Source organism: Acinetobacter sp. 25-47-122 (assembly GCF_056779695.1).
Window position 1 is genome coordinate 261,037 of record NZ_JBWYIJ010000003.1, and the last position, 19,836, is coordinate 280,872.

Here is a 19,836-nt window from a genome sequence, read left to right on the forward strand (position 1 = left end):
AATAATGAGTCTCGAGTATTTTTTAGTTAAAATTCTGTACGTTCGTTGCACAGCTTAACCAAATTTTAAAAAAAATACCGTATAGTTTTCTTTTTTCATTGGATGATCTTTTTATGCAAGCATATGTTCTAGTTTTGTATTACAGCAAATATGGTTCAACCAAGGAAATGGCACATTTAATTGCTCAAGGAATTGAATCTACTGGAATGCTTGCGAAAATTAGAACAGTTCCACAGTTGGCAACAGTGGTGACCGAAGCAGCACCAAGTATTCCAGAGGAGGGCGATATTTATGCGACTTTGGATGATCTTCAACATTGTTCGGGACTTGCATTAGGATCACCAACTCGATTTGGCAATATGGCATCAGAAATGAAATATTTTTGGGATCAAACAACGAGTTTATGGCTCAATGGTGCATTGCATAATAAACCTGCTTGTGTGTTTGGTTCATCGGGCTCTATGCACGGCGGGCAGGAAAGTACATTACTGACTATGTTGCCACCTTTGTTTCATCATGGAATGTTGATTTTGGGTTTAACCAATGCCAACCCAGCTTTATCGAATACAAAATCAGGTGGGACACCCTATGGTGCTACACATGTCAGTGGACCTAGACACGATCAATCTCTAAGCCAAGATGAAAAATCACTGTGTATCGAGCAAGGGAAACGATTAGGTGAAGTGGCGTTGCAAATGTTAAAGAAATAATTTTAAAGATTATTTTATCAGGCATAAAAAAAGTGAGCTTCTCGCTCACTTTTATTTTGAAATATGTTTCTGTTCAAATCGGTGTTTGCACTTTTTGCATTGGTAATCGAGGAAAACATTCTTATCGACAATTTCTCCCGCTTTTTTTCCAAAACGATGACCTAAAAAGCCACCAGTCACACCCACACTGATTGCACCAACAAAAGTGCCAATTGTGCCACCCATGATTACACCTAAAGGGCCCGCAACAGCACCAATGGAAGCACCAATAGAAGCACCTGATGCAGCACCACCCACAGTACCCGCAGTTGTACCCGCTGCGGAAAGAAGAACACCACCTGTTTTTTGCAGTAATTGTTCATGGTTGCGTTTTTCAATATCAGTTGAACCGCATTTTGGGCAGTGTATTTCTAAGTTTTCAGTCATTTAGGATTGCTCTAATCTATACATCCATTTATTTAAAAGATTCTAGCATTGCGCTTAAAGTTGCAACATGGCCGAATGTAGAAAAACTGTAATGCTAGATAAAATAAAAAATTGATTTGAAAATAGATTAATTTAATTTTTAAGGATAAAACCATTTTTTATGAGCAGGATGGCTTAGATCTTGAACTGAATAACTAAGCGCAAATAGTGATTTAATTTTTTTCGAAGTTTGGCTTATTTTTTTATTCCAATCAAAAAAATTACCAAGACAATGAAAAAATTATTTGTACTAAGCACCATTGTGACATTGAGTTTTAGCCTCATTGCATGCTCAAAAGAAAAGCCTACTGAGCTTAAGGGGCAAGATGAATCAAAAGAACAGTTAACAACATTGAATATTGGCTATCAAAAAGCGGCGCTTAAATTCATCGTTGCAAAACAAAATAAAACTTTTGAGCAGGCATTTCCTGGTGTGAAAATTCAATGGAAAGAATTCCCGGCAGGTCCTCAAACACTAGAAGCATTAAATGTCGGTGCTATTGATGTGGGGTATACAGGGGATACACCTGTAATTTTCGCACTTTCTGCAGGTAAACCAATTCAATATTTAGCGTATGAAAATGGATCTAAAAACTCACATAGCTTGCTCTTACCCAAAGACAGTACGATTCAAAGCTTAAAGGATCTAAAAGGTAAGCGCATTGGTGTTACACAAGGTTCAAGTGCGCATTACTTTCTCTCACAAATATTAGATCAAGCTCAATTGAGCTGGTCTGATATTCAACCCGTCTGGTTAACGCCTGCAGATGCCCGAGCTGCTATTGATAAAAAATCACTTGATGCTTGGGCGATTTGGGATCCTTATGCAAGTGCTGCTTCGCTTAAAGGTGATACACGTGTTCTTATTGATTCAAAAGCTTTGCCATTAGCGTATAGCTTCTATTTGTCTTCTCCAAAATTTTTAAAACATCATGCGGTTGAAGCCCAAAGATTTGTGCAAACATTAAATCAAGTAGATGATTGGATCAATCAACACCCAGATCAAGCCGCAAAAATTTTGGCGCAAAGTACAAGCTTGGACGAAAATATTACCAAACTGGTTTTAGAAAAAAGAAATATTCCTGCTTATGCCAAACTGGTCGATACAGATACAGTCACGGCGCAACAAAAAATTGCAGATTTGTTTTATCGACTCAAACTCATTCCGAATGCGGTGTCTTTAAAAGATCATGTGTGGACTGGGCAAGAGTAAGTGATTGAACGCGAATCATATTTTTATAGACGCATAAGTATCCAATTTAAATGATTTCAAAAGCATTCATCTTTCAGTCATTAATACAATGAAGTATTAGAAAGATGAGTGCATCATGAATCAACCATTACAACAAAGCTTAACAGCACTTCCTATTCTAAATTTAAGTCAATTTGATCAATCATCAACGCAAGCAGATTTTCTGCAACGACTTGCACATATCGCCAAGGATATTGGTTTTTTTTATTTGACAGGTCATGGCATTTCAGCTGAAAAAATTTTGGAGATTCAGCGTATTACTCGACAGTTTTTTTCGCTGCCACAAGAACAAAAAGATGAAATCGCTATGATTCATTCCCCGCATTTTCGAGGGTATAGTCGAGTAAATGCCGAAGTTACACGTCTGCAACCTGATTTTAGAGAACAAATAGACATTGGTTTTGAGCTGGCAGCATTAGAACCTGAAACTGGACCGACATGGAGACGTTTACAGGGACCAAATCAGTGGCCTTCGAATTGGCCTGAGTTTCAACGCGTAGTCACCGCATGGCAACGAGATCTCAGACAAGTTGCAATTAAATTATTAAAAGCCTTGTTGCTTTCATTGGGGCAGCAGGACACAGCACTTGATCAATTGATTACAGGCAGTCCACATGAACTACTCAAGCTGATTCATTATCCCCCAATTGATCAAATGAATCATCAGGGTGTAGGCCCTCATAAAGACTCCAATATTTTAACTTTACTTTTACAAGACCAGATCGGAGGACTTCAGGTCTTAAGTCAAGGCAAATGGATTGAAGTACCATTTGTTGAACACGCATTTGTCGTCAATATCGGTGAGGTTTTAGAGCTTGCTACGAATGGTTATTTGATTGCGAATCAACATCGAGTCATATCTCCAACCAATGCAGAACGGTACTCGGTTGCTTATTTTCTTTCTCCAAATTTATTTGCTGGTGAAATTCCGCTTTTAAATCTTGCAAATGATTTAAAAGCACTTGCACAAGGACCAGAGACAGATCCACTGAATCCTTTACTGAGAAATGTGGGAGAAAACTGTATCAAAGGTCGACTTAGATCTCATTTAGACGTTACTGAAAAATATTATCCAGCGCAATTTAAACAACTCAAACAATCAACAACAATATCGAGTAAATCATGAAGTCAAAATACGCCCAATTTTTATTTATTATTTTTGCAATTCTCATTATCAGTGCATGTAGTGCTCAACCTGAACCTCAAAAAACAAAGCAAACACAACAAACAATCGTGATTGGATCACATGGATCGGATGTTGATATTTGGAGACATATCGCGGATTCTGATCAGGCGAAAGCAGCAAATGTTGACATTGAGGTGAAAGAAATTAATGACGGTGTGGCTTTGAATCAAGCTTTGCTCGATGGTGAAATTGATGTAAATGCATTTCAATCTTGGGCGTATTTCAAAGAATTTAATGACTTGAATCATCATAAGCTTGCTGTCTTGGCGACCACTTATTTAGAGCCTATGGGTTTATATTCTAAAAACTACAAGTCACTAACTGCTTTGCCTGATCGGGCCTTAATTGCAATTCCAAATGATGTGGCGAATACAGCACGTGCATTAAGGTTATTAGAGCGTGCTCAGCTAATTACACTTAAGCCTGATTTTAATACGATTTCTGGAACTCTTGAAAGTATCCAGTCAAATCCGAAATCACTTCAATTTAAATTGGTCAAAGGTGCACAACTACCACGTGTATTGTCTGAGGTGGATTTAGCTGCAATTGGAAATACTATTGCTCTGGAAAGTGGACTAAATGTAATAACAAATGCGATATTTAAAGAAGAGGTCACTGATAAAGCTTTAGAAAATGTCAATATACTTGCAGTGCGTAAAGATCGATTGAATGATCCACAATTTCAAAAACTTTCAAATCTTTACCATCAGCCTTACGTTGAAGATTATATTCAAAAACATTTTGGTGGTACAAAATTGGGCATTCAACTTGATCCTGCCACATTAAAATAAAAAAAAGCGCCGTTAGGCGCTTTTTTTTAATGTTCAAAATTATTCTTGAACAAAAGTCACAGTCCCATTTGCAAGTGATTCAACACGAGCAAGTGATTCAACTCGGTAACCTTTTTCAAGTAAAAGATCACGGCCAGGTTGGAACGACTTTTCAATCACGATACCAATCCCGACAACCTCAGCTTCAGCTTGGTGAATCAAGTCAGCCAGACCTAAAGCAGCTTGTCCATTTGCAAGAAAGTCATCGATCACAAGAACCTTATCGGTTGCTGCAATGTGCTTCTTGGAAATAGCAATTGTGCTTTCTACTTGCTTTGTAAAAGAGAATACTTTTGAACGATATAAATCATCTTTTAAAGTTAAAGATTGATACTTACGTGCAAAAATTACCGGTACACCAAGTTCCAAGCCAGCCATCACAGCAGGTGCGATACCTGAAGCTTCAATTGTGATGATTTTGGTGATGCCCGCATCTTTGAATAGACGAGCAAATTCTTGACCAATTTGTTGCATCATCACTGGGTCGATTTGGTGGTTTAGAAAAGAATCAACTTTTAAAACCTGATCAGATAGAACGATACCTTCGTTTAAGATTTTCTGTTCTAGTGCGTACACGGGAGAATCCTCTAGGGCAGGTGCCTTTTTAAGCAAAGACGTATTTTAAAAAGCATCTGCAAAAAAGCAAGTAAAAAATGCCTTAATTTTGTGGACCGTTATACCCTGTCAGTAAGAGCCCGTATGAAGATTTTTTATCTTGGTGTGTGACTTTCACTGGTAGATAGTCCAATTTCGGAGACAGCCAAAAAATCGTTTCACGACCTGGTTTATCATGTTTCATCACTACTTTGATGGTATCAAACGTACCGTACTTAGTTTCTACTTTTTCAGTGCCTTGTTTGATGAAACGACGTGATTCAACTTCTTTAGCATCTGCAATCCAGTATTGCGATTTTAAACCACTATTTTTTAAGTCTTCACGAATTTGCAATTCTGCATTTAACTCATCCAGTACACCAGATTTCCATGCAAATGAACGTTGCTCTTTATCTTTGGTGGTGTTAATGGTTTTGGCACTTGGATTAAATTTAATGCTCATTGTATTGTTATGAACCAAAATTTTACTGGTGCGACTGAAATTGGATGATTGAATCTGATTATTGTTGAATGTGAAGTTACTGGTTTCAGTCGCTGAAGCAATACCTCCTGCTTTAGCTGCAAAAACGTAATTCCAGGTGTTACCTGATTTTTTCAAGGTTCGTGTTGCTGACCCCAAGTTTTTACCATTGTATGCAAACTGATAAGAGGCTTGGAAGGGCGTCATGGCAAGCGCTTGACTTGAATAGCCTGTGAAAAGCACGGCTGTACCTACACTTGCAATCACACTCAAAGTTTTAAACGATTTAAATGCCATAAATATTTTCCTTTACCTTCGTATCGAAGGATCACTTGAAGTTTTATTATCTCTGATAAATAAGGAGAAATAATCAATAATCACAGTGAAAATGTATTTTTCTGTAGCTTAAGCTTTATGACGACATTAGAACTCTGCGCTCTAGTCATCCTTTTGTTTAATTGGTGTAATGTGATCACTTTCCACTTCATCAGATTTAGATTTGAATCGATCAGTATTCATTTTGCTAAATAAAGCCATCAAATTTACATTACCAATCACGACCAATTCTGTTTCACGAAGTTCTGCATGGTTGACGTGTACTTTGCCCAATGTTTCGATGATCGAGCGATTTTTACCGAGCCACTGATTTAAATCGAGATGTAATAGATCATCTTTGACTTTAATGACATTAAAACGCTCTAAAATCATGCCAAGTGGATCTTTTCGAAGAATTTTTTGATAGAAGAATAGTGCAGATCGGAATGCAATTTTCATCCAAAAGGTTTGAAATTTTGCTTCAATGACTTCGGTTTCACTAATTTGTTCAAATACAATCAGTTGTACGTCTTTATTCAATTCCATTTGAATGAGCTTTAAATCTACAGAGAGAATGGTATAAAGCCCTTTCACATTCAAAGTGGCATAGAGTCGAAGCCAATCGTCATGTAAATCAGCATGTAAATCTTCAAGTATGCTGACATTGTCGGTCACAAAGCGCTTGAAAGTCGCATTTAAAAAAACTTGAGAGACAGGAAATTCACGTTCTTCTTCAATAAACCCTTCAGCCTTTTGATAGACTTTACGAAATTTGTTCGCGATATTTGAAATAATCGTTGGCATAAGTGAAGTTCCATTACCTCTAAATCTTGTGAGATGTCAGCTAGTGTATATCTTGTAGGTGATTACTGCCGAAGGATAACAGCTTATCCAATTGCGATGTAATGTTTACAAAGACGTTTATTATGGTTTTGATGGTCAGGCGTTATTTAAGTTTAATCTATTGGTTTCGCATGACTTTATCTCATTTTATCTGAAGAACTTACTCAATATTTAACTCATTTGTCTAAAATATGTCATCAATATAAAGATCAACTCGATTTATTCAGATTGATAAGCGCGCTGAATTTGACAGACCTCAATCGAATACGTGTCATACCATGATAGGCGACCTTTTTGTTGCGCATAAAGATGCTCAGTGTCCTGACGCCAAGCTTGAATATCCTCTAACCGAATCCAATAAGAAAGACTGACTTCATTATCCTTCTCTTGATAGGTTTCAAACTTTGTACAATGGTAATCATGCATCGCTTTATGCCGCATTTGGCTAGCCAATATTACATATTCATCATCAATATTTTTTATTTTAGCTTTGAAGATGACAACGAAGTTCATTTTTGAATACTCATTTATTATTTTAATTTGCTTCCCGAATAACGGGAAGCATAGACCGAAGTCATTGAGGAGTGTTATTCGTCATCCAATAGCAGGTAAGGATTTTCAAAACCTAGTTTTTGTAAAATCTCAATCTCAATTGCTTCCATTTCCTCAGCATCTTGTTCAGAAGTTTCATGATCATAGCCCATCAGATGTAAAGTACCGTGAACCAACATATGAGTGAAATGTGTTAATGGTGCTTTAAATTGTTCTTCTGCTTCACGAAGCACAACGGGAATACAAATCACCAGATCTCCGATAGGGAAACTGTCTAGAATTTCAGCCATTTCATCTGGTAAGTCGCTTGGAAAAGATAAAACATTGGTTGGCTTATCTTTACCACGATATTCAAGGTTAAGTTTGTGACTTTCTTCGACATCTACGCAAGCTATACCAATTTCACAATCGCTTTGTGTATCAATATGACGAAGGGTGGTTTCAATAATTTTTTTAACATACGCACGTTTGAGCACCAAGCTTGATGCTTCAAACGATTGTTGTAATGAGAGACTGAGTTTCAAAATCTTGCCTTGAGCGTGATTAGATTTAAATTACTCTGCATCTTGATGCTGAGCATCAGCAGCAGAATCATTTTCTGATATGAGTGCTTCTTGACGCGCTTTACGTTCCGCACGTGCTTCAGCAGTTAAACGATGTTGTTCACTGTCCCAACCTTCGTATGCTTCTACAATTTTTTGTACAAGCTGATGTCTTACAACATCACGTGAGTGAAAACGTGTGATATGGATTTCTTTAATCTTTTCAAGCACGCGTAATGAATGTGCCAAACCAGACTGCTGTCCACGTGGTAAATCCACTTGAGTAATGTCACCGGTAATGACTGCACGCGAACCAAAACCAAGACGAGTTAAGAACATTTTCATCTGTTCTGGCGTTGTATTTTGAGCTTCATCTAAAATGACAAAGGAGTGATTGAGTGTACGACCACGCATATATGCAAGTGGCGCTACTTCAATAATTTGACGCTCAATTAATTTTGCCACTTTTTCAAAGCCAAGCATTTCATACAGGGCATCATAGAGTGGGCGTAAATAAGGATCAATTTTTTGTGATAAGTCACCTGGCAAGAAGCCAAGTTTTTCACCAGCTTCCACAGCGGGGCGAACTAAAAGAATGCGTTGAATTTCATTGCGTTCAAGCATATCAACGGCAGCAGCTACAGCCAAATAGGTCTTACCTGTACCCGCTGGACCAATCCCGAAAGAAATATCACTTTGAAGAATGCGTTGTACATAGCGTTTTTGGTTGGCCCCCCGCGGATTAATGCGGCCCTTACGGGTTTGGAGCCAGACTTCATCAAGTCCTGTGTGTTCTTGATTAGGATCCAATTGTAATTCATGATCAGTCTGGCTGCCTTGAATCATTAAATGAATCAAATCAGAGCTGATTTGTTGAGAAACTTCAGCTTCGGCGTATAAGCGCTGAAGTAAGCTTTCAACTCTCTCGACTTCATCAATTCCACCGTCAATAAAAAAACTATCGCCACGCTGACTGATTTTTACATCTAAACGTTGTTCAATTTGTTTCATATGACCGTTGTACGCGCCAAGCATGGTTTGTAAACGGTCCATTGAAACACCGGGAAAAGCCACTGTACGTCGAATCGCTGCAGTCAAGAGATTTCCTTTAGAGTCTATTAATCTATACCTCTACATTACGCCACGTCAGGTTCAAGATTCAAGAGTTCACCGTAAACTAAATTTAAGGTTTTAATCTCTGTAATCTCAATCTCTGCAAAGCGTCCAAGCCAAGAGGCATCACCAATAAATGTTACTAAACGTGTATTGTCTGCGGTTCCTACCAATAAGTTTGGATCGTGTTTTGAAACGCTCTCAATGAGCACACGTTGGACAGTACCAAGCATAGCATCAGTTTTTTGGATACTTGACTGCTTAATCCATTGTTGAACTTTAGCCAAGCGCTCTTTTTTAACATCTTCAGGTGTTAAATCTTCCAGCTCTGATGCTGGTGTACCAGGACGTTTCGAGTAGATGAAACTATAAGAATGATCAAAATCTAAGTCTTGAATAAATTGATATGTCTCTTCAAAGTTAGCATCAGTTTCACCAGGGAAGCCAATAATAAAGTCTGAAGACAAATGCATATCAGGGCGTACCTGGCGTAATTTAGCAATCTTATCGATATAAACGTCAATCGTGTGGTTACGCTTCATCGCCTTCAATACATCATTTGAACCACTTTGAACTGGTAAATGAAGGTGAGAAACCATCTGTGGTAGGTCACGATAGCATTGGATAAGGTCATCATTGAATTCTAATGGATGAGATGTCGTATAGCGAATACGACCAATGCCTGGAATTTCCGCCACTAGACGAAGAAGATCAGCAAACGTACAGATTTCACCTTCGAATGTTTCTCCGCGGTAACCATTTACGTTTTGACCGAGTAAAGAAACCTCACGTACGCCCTTTTCCGCAAGACCAGCAATTTCAGCAAGTACATCATCTAGGGGACGAGATACTTCCTCACCACGAGTGTATGGCACCACGCAGAATGAACAGTATTTTGAACAGCCTTCCATAATCGATACGAAAGCTTTATAACCTTCAACGCGAGGTTCAGGTAAGAAGTCGAACTTTTCGATATCTGGAAATGAGATGTCTACCAGTTTGATTTTCTCTTTTTTCGGCTTTTCAATTTGATCCGTATGCTGATCAAGCATTTGTGGCAAACGGTGAAGTGTTTGTGGACCAAATACCATGTCGACATAAGGTGCACGTTTTTGGATATTGTCACCTTCTTGAGATGCAACACATCCACCTACACCAATCACCAAATCAGGATTTTTTTCTTTCAGCTTGCGCCAGCGACCTAATTCTGAAAATACTTTTTCTTGCGCTTTTTCACGAATTGAACAGGTATTCATTAAAAGAATATCTGCATCAGCAGGGTCTGTTGTTAATACATAACCGTGTGAATCACCTAGCAAGTCGGCCATACGATGACTGTCATACTCATTCATCTGACACCCTTGCGTTTCGATATACAGTTTTTTGACTGCACCATCGATGGCTGGGGTGTGCTGTGGCTGGGTAACAGTGTTTTCTGAGGCAGCTGGGGCACTATTCGGAATGAAGGTTTGAACCGTCATGAAGGCTCCTATCCTATAAAAAGGGATAAATATGTTCCGGTGAAGTATGGGGGAATCCCACACTCGATAAAAGCGAGCTATTTTACAGTATTTGTACTACGGGTTGAACAAATATATAAATCAGATCAAGTTTATGGATTTACAGTAAAAATACTTTAAAATAATAGTGGTTAATCAGCGCTTTACATAACAGAACAGTACTTGATCATTAGAGTATTTAAAATACATTTTAAAATTGCCAAGCGCTGCAAAAGAGTTGATCATGCAAAAAAGCATGTCCAAATGTAGCGACGAGTTAAAGTTGAGAAGAGAAGCGTGTTAAAAAAAGCAGTGAAGCAAAAACAGTTAAAACAATATTTAATGGGGCTGATAACACTAGGTTGTTTGCCCGTTGCTCATGCGGCTGAAGAGCAATTTAATGAGGCGATTAAATTTGCGAACTCGGGTAATACAGCTCAGCTCGAATATTATCGTTCTGCAATGCAAAATGATGCGCTTGGATATTATCCAGAATATTGGATGTTGAATAATAATTTAGGCTTCCAACCTGCAACGAATATTATCAGCTTTGCACAGCGCTATCCTCAATCTGCAATGGCTGAAAAATTAGCTGCTGATTATGTCGAAGAAAAGGTAAAACAAGCAGATTTCAAGACAGCTCAACCTGTTTTACCTTATGTCACCAATCCTGATCAAGCTGAAAGCTGTGCGGTTGCGCAAGTAAGAGCAAAAAATGGCGATACATTGGTATACGCTGAATACAAAGATGTCTGGTTTACAACAGAATCGCAGCCAGAATCGTGTAATGGTTTAGGTCGCTTAATGCTAAGTAGTCCCTTACTCACCACCACAGATCGTCAACAGCGCCTGTATGCGCAACTTAGAGCGGGACAGTCTGGTCAAGCGATCGCAACAGCACAAACTCTGGGTTTAAACTTGTCATTAGCACAATTAAATCAAATTCAGGCAGATCCTTTGAATTATTTATGGTCTGCGACCAAAGGAACAACAGTAGATTATGCTTATTTGGTGTTTGCTTTAGGTCGTGCTGCAGATGCTGACTTGAACACGGCGCTTCAAAATCTTCCTCGTGTCGTGCAAGGTGTTCCTGCAGATGTTCAAAAGTATATGTACCGCACGGTGGCGTATATTGGAGGCACGACAGTGATGAAAAATAATTTTAATCCTGAAGTGCTGAAGAACTTTGATTACAGTTATGGCGTGCCTTTTACACCAGAAGAGGCTGAAATTTACGCGCGTCAAGCGATTCGTTTTGGTGAGTGGGAAAGTGTGTTGCGAGCCATAGATAGTATGAGCGTTACGCAAAAACAAGAAGATCGCTGGCAATATTGGATGGCGAGAGCATATGAAAATCGTAAAGACCAAACTTCCAAGCAAGCTGCAAAAAGTATTTATCAACGATTAGCTGCCGCTGGCGATGATTATCACAATCTGTTGGCAAAAGACCATTTAGGTATTCGTTATAATGAAGCACATGATCGTGCTCAACCAAGCGCACAAGATATTCAACGTTTAGATCAAGATATTCACTTTAGACGTGCTTTTGCATTACGCAATATCAATGCTTCAGCAACTTACACAAATCGTGAATGGAATTGGGCTGTCCGCCAAGCTTATCTTAAGCAAGATGATGGTCTATTACTGGCTGCGGCAAAACGTGCCACAGAAATGGGGTGGTATGACCGTGCTATTTATGCGGCGGAAAGAACACTTAAACGTCATAACTATGCATATCGTTATGCGACACCACATCAAAATCTAGTGGTGACGCATAGTAAAAATGCAGGGATTGATCCTTCGTGGGCTTATGGTTTAATGCGTCAAGAAAGTCGCTTTGTGACCACGGCTCGTTCACATGTAGGTGCTGGTGGATTGATGCAAATTATGCCTGCAACAGCAAAAGATGTGGCACGAAAAATGGGTGAAACGTATAATCCTGCTGCATTATCCGATCCGAATACCAATATTCGTTATGGGACATATTACCTGTCAATGATTCAAGGTATGCTGAGTAACAGTCCAGTTCTGGCTACGGCTGGTTATAATGCAGGACTGACTAGAGCACGCCGTTGGCAACCAGAGTTCAAAAGCATTGCGGCGGATCAATACACAGAGTCAATACCACTTCATGAAACACGTGACTATGTGAAGAAAGTTATGACCAATGCTGCTCATTATGGTGTATTGCTTGGACAGGGGCCGCAAGCGATCGAAAGTCGTATGCCGCCTATTCCAGTAAGAAATACGCAATAGCATTTCAACTACTTTTGTGAGCTTTGATGAATCACACAAAACTGCTGTTTAGTTGTCAACACACTTACCTCCTCAGTAGTTTGAGCGTAGGGGCTTTGTTGTGTTCAGCAGATGTGATGGCATCAGGGAAAGGTTTACAAGGATATGTGCTTCAAGTACAGATGACACCTGCCATTTGTGCATTAGATCGAACAAAAGCGAAACACCGTAAATGCCTAGAAGGATATTCACTTACGATAAAGGGTCTTATCCCAGAAACCAGTCGTCATGATTGCCAAACGAGTTCATCTGCCACCTTGGCACCGCTACAGAAGAGGGTTGTTGCTAGGGTGATGCCTGATGAGCAGGCTAGAATTAGGCTGTGGGCCAACTATGGTGGTTGCGTTCCAATGAATGCCAGTCAGTATTTTCGTACCATTATTAATCATGCAGACCAATTAAAAGTTCCTGATTCCTTAACAGGAGTGGATCGTAAAACAGTCTCTATGGCGACATTACGATCACAATTCATCAAACTCAACCCAAAATTACCCAGCAAAGGTATTGAATTTCAATGCCAAAGCTTAAATGGTCGCCCAGTGTTAACGGGGGTTGAAATCTGTTATCGCACGAATGGTCAATTCAAGTCATGTGCGTCTGATATTGTCTCGACCTGCCCAAATAGATTTGACATAGAGGGCGCCTACTAATTTATTTCCGCGAAGTTAATTTATATTTCCTATCAGACTTTTGTTGAAATTCATTCTCTTTTCAATGCATCTGTCAAAGTATTGGAGTACAATCTTCGCCGTTTATGATTATTAAGATTAGATAGAACAGCTATTTAATCGCATTGACTATCCTCTCAACTGGAGATAATTACATGAAGCAACCTGTTCGCGTTGCCGTTACTGGCGCTGCTGGTCAAATTGGTTACAGCCTTTTATTCCGTATCGCTAGCGGTGAAATGTTGGGTAAAGACCAACCAGTTATTCTTCAATTATTAGAAATTCCTGTTGAGAAAGCTCAACAAGCGCTTAAAGGCGTGATGATGGAACTTGACGACTGTGCTTTCCCATTGTTGGCTGGCATGATCGGTACTGATGATCCTAAAGTTGCATTCAAAGATGCTGACTACGCGCTTCTTGTTGGTTCACGTCCACGTGGTCCTGGTATGGAACGTGCTGACCTTCTTAAAGTCAACGGTGAAATCTTCATCGGTCAAGGTCAAGCGCTTAACGAAGTTGCTAGCCGTGACGTTAAAGTTCTTGTTGTAGGTAACCCTGCTAACACGAATGCTTATATCGCAATGAAATCTGCTCCAGATCTTCCAGCGAAAAACTTCACAGCAATGTTACGTCTTGACCACAACCGTGCGTTAACTCAACTTGCTCAAAAAGCTGGTGTTGCAGTTTCAGACATCAAAAACATGACAGTTTGGGGTAACCACTCTCCAACAATGTATGCTGACTACCGTTTTGCTAATGTAAACGGCGAAAGCTTAAAAGACAAAATCAACGATGCTGCATGGAATAAAGACGTATTCCTTCCAACTGTTGGTAAGCGTGGTGCTGCGATCATCGAAGCACGTGGTCTTTCTTCTGCTGCTTCTGCTGCAAACGCTGCAATCGACCATATGCGCGATTGGGCTCTTGGCACAAACGGCGAATGGGTAACTATGGGTATTCCTTCTGATGGTTCTTACGGTATCCCTGAAGGCGTAATGTTCGGTTTCCCTGTAACTTGTGAAAATGGCGAGTACAAAATCGTTCAAGGTCTTGAAATTGACGAATTCAGCCGTGAGCGTATCAACTTCACGCTTAATGAGTTAGAAGAAGAACGTGCAGCGATTGCTGACATGGTTAAATAATTTAGTTTTCAACTAAATTAAAAAAGCACTCCGAATGGAGTGCTTTTTTAATGCACAAAACTTAACAATGCTTAAGAAATCCTTCTACATAGAACTTTGTACTGACATGTTATCTTGAACAAAATCATGAAAATTCAAGGAGCAATCCATGTTGGATATGGAAGTAAATCAAGAATTACTTTTTGAGCAATTGGGCTTAGATAGCTCACCTGAAGGGATTGATCACTTTATACAAACACATCGGCTTGATCCCAATACGCCGATGCATGAAGCTGATTTTTGGAATCCATCGCAACGCGATTTTATTATTAGTCATTGGAAAAAAGATAATGAATGGGCCATTGTCATTGACCAATTGAGTGAGCAGCTCACAAACGATACAAAGTGATGAAAATATAATCACAAATTGAAACAATAAACCCAGACTAAAAGCTGGGTTTTTTCATGGATTTTTTATAAGTTATTTAAATAATAATTTTATTAAAATCTGATAAGGGGAGTCTCTTGATGGAACATAAACCTTCCTTAGCGTTATTATTTTCTCAATTGGGGTTGGCAAATAGTCCAGCGGCAATTGAACTCTATATCCGTACACATCAGCTTTCCGCGCAACAAAATTTACATGATGCACCATTTTGGAATAAAGGTCAGCGTGACTTCTTAATTAGTCATTTAGTACAAGATGATGATTGGGCAATATGGATAGATGAACTTAATCAACAATTACATATGGATGCATATAAATTAAGAATGGCCTAAAAAAAAGCCCCTTTCATGGGGCTTTTTTTAATGCATCTTAGGTTTGGTTAACTGGATAAACCACTCTTGGTCATGAAATTGTTTGAAAGCAGGGTGAGTTCTTATCACCTCTAAATCATGATCAATAGTTTTAAAATATTTATTTAGCCAATGGCGTGTAAGTGCTGATTCTTTACGAGAAGCGCAAGCATAAGCCAGATTAAAATAAACATCACTATGATTGGTCGATGTTAATGATTTTAAAATTTGCTGAGTGATGATCGCAAATTTTTCATCTTGAGTAATCTCAAAATACATCATGTAGGCTCTGGCTAACATCAGGGTAAGATTAATATACAAACGCATTGGCATTTCTTCGAAATCTACTCGACCTTGTTCAAGAAGAACAATCGCTTCTTGAAGAAAATGAATTTGTTCCTGACGAAGCTTACTCATACTGACCAGCTCTAAACGCAATTCGGCACGTTCAAAGGCAAGCTCAGGCGTATTTTTTTGTAAGTAAAGTTGGTCTGTTTCACCAATGCGTTGAATAATTAGCTTGGTATTTGATTGCATGGATGAGTCCTCATCAGGTTTAAAACCTATATGGAGGCAACTTCGAAAAAATAAAGCGCTAAATTAAAGTTCGTGCGGTCCTTAACCAAGCTGTAATCGAAAGACGTTGGTGGTGTGCAACAAGAACTTCATGTAATAAATCGCTTTGAAATAGAGCGATGCGATTAGGTTTAGGTTCAATAATATGCCACTGATTATTCTTATCTTGGAGCTTTAGTTGACCACCCCAATGCTGATGCCATTCCTCATGCAAATAAAAAACTGTCGACATCACACGACCATTTTTGCCTTGAGGGTTGTCTCGATGTAAAGCATAGAAATCACCAGGATTATAACAAGCGAAGTGGGCTTCGACTTCTTGAATGCCTAAATAAAATGCACGATTTAATTCCTGAGAGAGTAAATCTAAGGTTTTTATGTGTTGATGGGAAATTGATAGTTTTGGATATAACCACAAAATGTGATCGCTGCGGATTGTGCTGACAATGCCATTTTGAATTGCTGCATTTCGAAAATCATCGAGATGGATTTGGCATTCATTTACAACGTTTTTTAAATAGTTTGGTGGGTATGCATGATCGATGATACTGAAGCCATGTTGATCTAAATCATCAAGGATTTGATCAACATTCCAATCCCCTGGGATGACAACTGCTTCCATATTTATCTCGCTATTTACTGTATAAAAAAAAGGTCAGCTATTTTAGAGTAATAATCGATTCTGAATGAAACACTTTTTCATGTTAAAATGATTGTTGATCTTAGGAATAATTGAAACATGAATTACCGTCACCATTTCCATGCTGGAAACTTTGCCGATGTCATGAAGCATGTATTGTTGCTTCAGATTTTGTCACGTCTTAATCAAAAAGATAAGCCGTATCGTTACATTGATACACATGGTGGTGCAGGTAAATACGATTTATCAACGTCTGCAGCACAGAAGTCGGGAGAGTTTTTAAATGGTATTCACCGTTTAGTTAAACTCGATGACTCAATTAAGCGTAATGCCCCTGAAGGTGTTAAGCAATATCTTAAAGTTGTAGAAGATATGCGTGCAGGTGCCGGAAAAGGCGCTTATCCGGGTTCGCCATGGTTCGCTTTGGAAGGAATGCGTGAAACAGATAAAGCAACAATTTTTGAGATGCAACGAGATGTATTTCAGCAACTTTATATGAATGTGCGTGATCGTCGTGCAGGTTTGCATGAGCGTGATGCTTATGAAGGTTTGCTCGGTGTGATTCCTCCTAAAGAAAAACGTGGATTGGTCATGATTGATCCACCATATGAGGTGGAGCGAAAGGATTTTCCGCAGTTGGTTGAACTCATCGCTACGGCATATAAGAAATGGCCTACAGGCGTATTTGCAATTTGGTACCCAATTAAAGACCGTGCAATGATTGATCGTTTTGAGAAAAAAATGATTAAGACTGGTATTCGCCGTCAATTGGTTTGTGAAGTATGTGTATGGCCAGACGATACACCTGTAGGATTAAACGGTTGTGGTTTATTAGTGATTAATCCACCTTGGAAGTTTTCTGAAGATGCAGATGAAGCATTGCAATGGCTTTTCCCGCACTTAAGAATGAGTGAAAATGGTGGTCATGCTGCCGTTCGTTGGTTGGTCGGCGAATAAGAATATTGAGAGATAAGGCTACAGTTAGGACGAATGACAATGACAAATATAAATAAACCTGAAACTGAATCTTCTCCAAGAAATGTTCCGGGCTTTGATGGTATTACTTTCGAAGTTGAAGAAGAGGAACATACGCAAGAAGGGCAAAAGGTTAAGCGTCGTGGGATTTATCTGTGGCCAAATCTGATTACTACTGCGGCATTGTTGTCAGGGTTTTACTCAATTATTGCAAGTATGAATGGCGAATTCACACAAGCCATTTATGCCATTTTTATCGCTGCTTTATTTGATGGTTTAGATGGTCGGGTCGCACGAGCAATTGGAGCGCAAAGCCCTTTTGGTGAGCAGTTTGATTCATTATCAGATATGTTGGCATTTGGTGTTGCGCCTGCAATTTTGATGTATAGCTGGAGCCTCCATGATCTAGGTCGAATCGGTTTGGCTGCATGTTTTGTCTATACTGCTTGTGCTGCATTCCGATTGGCACGTTTTAATGTGCAAATAGGTGTGGTTGATAAACGCTATTTTATTGGTGTAGCTAGTCCTCTAGCCGCAGTAATGATCATTTCTTTGGTTTGGGTGGGGCGTGATTTCCCTGAAATTTTTGTCCTATCTGATCCAATGATTCAGACGATAAATGCAGTCATTATTATTGCAGTTGGCTTGCTGATGATTTCGAATATTAAATACTATTCGTTTAAAACCGTAGATCGTAAACGTGTGCCGTTTGCAGTCTTGCCTATTGTTGTGTTTATCTTTGCTGCGATTACGTACAATATTCCTGTTGGTATTTTAGTGCTTTCGATTATTTATGCACTTTCAGGTTTCGTCACTACATTTTTGGCTCGAGAAAAAACAAGATAAATAAAAAAGGAGTTTGATATGCAGTTGTTGATGAGTTTAGCGGACGATTCAAAACAGCTGAATCAGGCTCCTTTTCCTCTTCGGTTGGATTATCACGGTCCACGAGGAATCTATAAAATTATCCATCAAGGATTGATGATTCCAGGATTACCATCTCCACTTCATTATTTTAATTTTTTAACCATTATCGGACAGCCGAATGTTCCAATGCTGCGTAATGATTATGCAATTAAAACAAAAGCCTTGGATACTGTTTCACTCATTACGAGCATTAGTCCACATATGGTTGGACATTTTCATGGTTATTCAATCATCAATGATTGCGAGATTAAAGAGAATAAATTTGTATTTGGACAAAGAGAGCAACTAGAAGGCTCAATCCCAAACTTCAAATTAATAAGAAAGGACAATGAACTTTCCGTTGATCTGAGTATTCAAACTCAACCAATTATTTCGCACTTTACCAAACTAAAATTAGGTTTATTTGATCACTGGTCATTAGTGTGTCAATGCAAAGGAACAGTAACCTATAAAGAACAAACATATAAAATTGACCAGTTAGGATCATTTGAATTTGCCAGAGCGATCAATATTCCTTATCTACCGCTTCATTTTTTTACCTATCAGATAATTAACTTAATCGACCAAAGGCAGTTACTTCTTGCTCATATACGCAATGGTTTAAATCAAATTGTGCAATCAAGGATGTATTTAAGAGATTTAAAAGCTCAGACATCTGAAATGTTTGATGATGTTTATTTCAAAGTCCATCGTGTATACCCAAAAGTAAAAACCCCTAATGGACATGAGATGTATTTAGCGCGCGTATTTGAATGGTCATTTGAAAATAAAAAAAGAAAAATAATCGTGAAAGGTGAAAGTCGTGGAGATTTTAAATTCGGTCTTGCCGCAGGTTATGTAGGTAGTTTTAGTTATGAGGTGCAGATTGATGGAATTCAAGAAGAAGGACAATCTGGGTATTGTGAATATATAGATTGCCGTAGTTTAAAGTGGCAAGAAATTAATAAAGATGAAAAATTAATGGATAATTTTGCAAGTATTGTGCCATGCACGCTTAAAAAATAGCTCCAAAAGCATAAAAATCACGTAAATTGAACAATAAATATCCAGTTAATCATATTTTTTTTAAATATTTAAAAAACATGGTTGCATTGGGGGAGGAATGCTGTAGAATGCACATCCATCGGCGGTGATGTTGATTAAAACTTGTTGAAAAACAAAGGTTTAGCTGAATAGGTTGGATCTAGGTTTTGAGAATGAGTTAGAAAATAAATTAACATTGCTAGTTGACTTTCTGAAAAGAAAGGGTAATATAGCCGACCTAGCTTGATGCTGACGAAGCATTAAGAAGATCATTAAGAGATTATGAAGAACAACTTGTGTGGATTTTTACTGGTTGATTGATCGATATATATTATCATTAATAATTGGTAGAAATTTCTCGAAGTTTATTTGAGCAAATTTTTTGTCAGTAATTGATGAGCCAAGATTGGTACCCTTTAGGTACTATTGAT

22 protein-coding genes are annotated in these 19,836 nt (G+C 38.7%); 12 read left to right on the forward strand and 10 right to left on the reverse strand.

All coding sequences use genetic code 11. The features are described 5' to 3' along the window. The first annotated feature begins 113 nt into the window (after positions 1-113). On the forward strand, positions 114-710 hold the full coding sequence (gene wrbA / locus AC1M9P_RS04265; protein WP_035265209.1) for an NAD(P)H:quinone oxidoreductase: 597 nt from the start codon (positions 114-116) through the stop codon (positions 708-710). 51 nt (positions 711-761) lie between these two features. On the opposite strand, the gene AC1M9P_RS04270 is transcribed toward wrbA, so the two are convergent. Further along, positions 762-1,136 carry a hypothetical protein gene (locus tag AC1M9P_RS04270; RefSeq protein WP_035265212.1) on the reverse strand — a complete coding sequence of 125 codons (375 nt, stop codon included), beginning with the start codon at positions 1,134-1,136 and terminating at the stop codon, positions 762-764. 271 nt (positions 1,137-1,407) lie between these two features. On the opposite strand from AC1M9P_RS04270, the gene AC1M9P_RS04275 reads away from it, so the two are divergent. From AC1M9P_RS04275 to AC1M9P_RS04285, 3 genes are all read left to right on the forward strand, one after another. Next, positions 1,408-2,388: an aliphatic sulfonate ABC transporter substrate-binding protein gene (locus AC1M9P_RS04275; protein ID WP_481586801.1), complete on the forward strand. Its 981-nt coding sequence runs from the start codon at positions 1,408-1,410 to the stop codon at positions 2,386-2,388. Positions 2,389-2,503: 115 nt separating this feature from the next. Next, complete coding sequence (locus AC1M9P_RS04280; protein WP_481586802.1) at positions 2,504-3,553, forward strand: isopenicillin N synthase family dioxygenase; 1,050 nt, start codon at positions 2,504-2,506, stop codon at positions 3,551-3,553. Then, entirely contained in the window at positions 3,550-4,404 is an 855-nt protein-coding gene (locus AC1M9P_RS04285; RefSeq protein WP_481586803.1) for a MetQ/NlpA family ABC transporter substrate-binding protein, read from the forward strand. The genes AC1M9P_RS04280 and AC1M9P_RS04285 overlap by 4 nt, the downstream gene beginning before the upstream one ends. A gap of 39 nt (positions 4,405-4,443) precedes the next feature. Here the strand turns inward: AC1M9P_RS04285 and AC1M9P_RS04290 are convergent, their stop codons facing one another. The 7 genes from AC1M9P_RS04290 to miaB all read right to left on the reverse strand — a co-directional run bounded on the left by AC1M9P_RS04290 (position 4,444) and on the right by miaB (position 10,364). Next, a complete protein-coding gene (locus AC1M9P_RS04290; RefSeq protein WP_035265221.1) occupies positions 4,444-5,019 on the reverse strand; it encodes a xanthine phosphoribosyltransferase in 576 nt (191 codons plus the stop codon). 82 nt (positions 5,020-5,101) lie between these two features. Then, positions 5,102-5,815 carry a DUF3108 domain-containing protein gene (locus AC1M9P_RS04295; RefSeq protein ID WP_481586804.1) on the reverse strand — a complete coding sequence of 238 codons (714 nt, stop codon included), beginning with the start codon at positions 5,813-5,815 and terminating at the stop codon, positions 5,102-5,104. A 141-nt stretch (positions 5,816-5,956) separates the two neighbouring features. Then, the gene (locus tag AC1M9P_RS04300; protein WP_179999309.1) at positions 5,957-6,637 is read right to left on the reverse strand and encodes a hypothetical protein; all 681 of its coding nucleotides are present in this window, start codon (positions 6,635-6,637) and stop codon (positions 5,957-5,959) included. A gap of 258 nt (positions 6,638-6,895) precedes the next feature. Beyond that, complete coding sequence (locus tag AC1M9P_RS04305) at positions 6,896-7,189, reverse strand: antibiotic biosynthesis monooxygenase family protein (protein WP_481586805.1); 294 nt, start codon at positions 7,187-7,189, stop codon at positions 6,896-6,898. 74 nt (positions 7,190-7,263) lie between these two features. Continuing rightward, positions 7,264-7,752 carry an rRNA maturation RNase YbeY gene (gene ybeY / locus AC1M9P_RS04310; RefSeq protein WP_035269880.1) on the reverse strand — a complete coding sequence of 163 codons (489 nt, stop codon included), beginning with the start codon at positions 7,750-7,752 and terminating at the stop codon, positions 7,264-7,266. Positions 7,753-7,782: 30 nt separating this feature from the next. Continuing rightward, on the reverse strand, positions 7,783-8,868 hold the full coding sequence (locus AC1M9P_RS04315) for a PhoH family protein (protein WP_092768044.1): 1,086 nt from the start codon (positions 8,866-8,868) through the stop codon (positions 7,783-7,785). Between the two features lie 38 nt (positions 8,869-8,906). Next, positions 8,907-10,364: a tRNA (N6-isopentenyl adenosine(37)-C2)-methylthiotransferase MiaB gene (gene miaB / locus AC1M9P_RS04320; RefSeq protein ID WP_179999317.1), complete on the reverse strand. Its 1,458-nt coding sequence runs from the start codon at positions 10,362-10,364 to the stop codon at positions 8,907-8,909. A gap of 360 nt (positions 10,365-10,724) precedes the next feature. Between miaB and AC1M9P_RS04325 the strand changes: the two genes are divergently transcribed. From AC1M9P_RS04325 to AC1M9P_RS04345, 5 genes are all read left to right on the forward strand, one after another. Continuing rightward, on the forward strand, positions 10,725-12,638 hold the full coding sequence (locus AC1M9P_RS04325) for a lytic transglycosylase domain-containing protein (RefSeq protein ID WP_481586821.1): 1,914 nt from the start codon (positions 10,725-10,727) through the stop codon (positions 12,636-12,638). 26 nt (positions 12,639-12,664) lie between these two features. After that, positions 12,665-13,327, forward strand: a complete 663-nt coding sequence (locus AC1M9P_RS04330; RefSeq protein ID WP_481586806.1) for a ribonuclease T2 family protein — start codon at positions 12,665-12,667, stop codon at positions 13,325-13,327. 173 nt (positions 13,328-13,500) lie between these two features. Continuing rightward, on the forward strand, positions 13,501-14,487 hold the full coding sequence (locus AC1M9P_RS04335) for a malate dehydrogenase (protein WP_035269892.1): 987 nt from the start codon (positions 13,501-13,503) through the stop codon (positions 14,485-14,487). A 148-nt stretch (positions 14,488-14,635) separates the two neighbouring features. Beyond that, on the forward strand, positions 14,636-14,875 hold the full coding sequence (locus AC1M9P_RS04340) for a DUF2789 family protein (RefSeq protein ID WP_035269893.1): 240 nt from the start codon (positions 14,636-14,638) through the stop codon (positions 14,873-14,875). 119 nt (positions 14,876-14,994) lie between these two features. Further along, a complete protein-coding gene (locus tag AC1M9P_RS04345; protein ID WP_481586807.1) occupies positions 14,995-15,246 on the forward strand; it encodes a DUF2789 family protein in 252 nt (83 codons plus the stop codon). A gap of 27 nt (positions 15,247-15,273) precedes the next feature. Here AC1M9P_RS04345 and AC1M9P_RS04350 read toward each other — a convergent pair whose 3' ends face one another. After that, positions 15,274-15,801: a hypothetical protein gene (locus tag AC1M9P_RS04350; RefSeq protein WP_035269895.1), complete on the reverse strand. Its 528-nt coding sequence runs from the start codon at positions 15,799-15,801 to the stop codon at positions 15,274-15,276. A gap of 58 nt (positions 15,802-15,859) precedes the next feature. Next, positions 15,860-16,462, reverse strand: a complete 603-nt coding sequence (locus AC1M9P_RS04355) for a 2OG-Fe(II) oxygenase (RefSeq protein ID WP_481586808.1) — start codon at positions 16,460-16,462, stop codon at positions 15,860-15,862. A 117-nt stretch (positions 16,463-16,579) separates the two neighbouring features. Here AC1M9P_RS04355 and AC1M9P_RS04360 point away from each other — a divergent pair, with 117 nt between their 5' ends. From AC1M9P_RS04360 to AC1M9P_RS04370, 3 genes are read left to right on the forward strand one after another with little or no spacing between them, the layout of a single operon-like run. After that, positions 16,580-17,437: a 23S rRNA (adenine(2030)-N(6))-methyltransferase RlmJ gene (locus AC1M9P_RS04360; RefSeq protein WP_092768034.1), complete on the forward strand. Its 858-nt coding sequence runs from the start codon at positions 16,580-16,582 to the stop codon at positions 17,435-17,437. 39 nt (positions 17,438-17,476) lie between these two features. Further along, complete coding sequence (gene pssA, locus AC1M9P_RS04365; protein ID WP_481586809.1) at positions 17,477-18,301, forward strand: CDP-diacylglycerol--serine O-phosphatidyltransferase; 825 nt, start codon at positions 17,477-17,479, stop codon at positions 18,299-18,301. 18 nt (positions 18,302-18,319) lie between these two features. Further along, the gene (locus AC1M9P_RS04370; RefSeq protein ID WP_481586810.1) at positions 18,320-19,387 is read left to right on the forward strand and encodes a DUF6670 family protein; all 1,068 of its coding nucleotides are present in this window, start codon (positions 18,320-18,322) and stop codon (positions 19,385-19,387) included. The last annotated feature ends 449 nt before the right edge of the window (positions 19,388-19,836 follow it).